1 protein-coding gene is annotated in these 285 nt (G+C 56.8%); it reads right to left on the bottom strand.

Features of this window, described 5'->3' with window-relative positions; all coding sequences use genetic code 11:
* Window positions 1-270 (bottom strand): hypothetical protein (locus tag GHO42_RS07110; protein ID WP_218576001.1); only part of this gene is annotated, 270 nt, incomplete at its 3' end.
* Between the last annotated feature and the right edge of the window lie 15 nt (window positions 271-285).

The raw sequence follows: 285 nt of genomic DNA, 5'->3' as shown, positions 1-285 counted from the left end.
CATGAGCCCTGCGCTTTGCAAGGGATCTGCAAGAACCGCTTTGGCATCGATTTTATTGGAATAGTCAAAGACACCGCCCACGTTGAAAGCGGGCAAAATGACAGCGACCGAGGCAAGCGTCCAGAAAACACCCCAGGCGGCAAGAACTACCCCTGAGGTCGAGCCCTTACCCGATACCAGAGATCTCCACTGACGCGGCGGCTTCTGCCCCTCATGAGTCACGGGGAAAACAGCGTCTTTGACAGATGCCAGCCAGCCGCTGCGCATCATGGCAACCAGTCCAAG

This window comes from Pseudomonas sp. FSL R10-0056 (assembly GCF_009600105.1).
Classification (GTDB): Bacteria; Pseudomonadota; Gammaproteobacteria; order Pseudomonadales; family Pseudomonadaceae; genus Aquipseudomonas; species Aquipseudomonas bubulae.
This window is presented reverse-complemented; position numbering and strand designations above follow the sequence as displayed.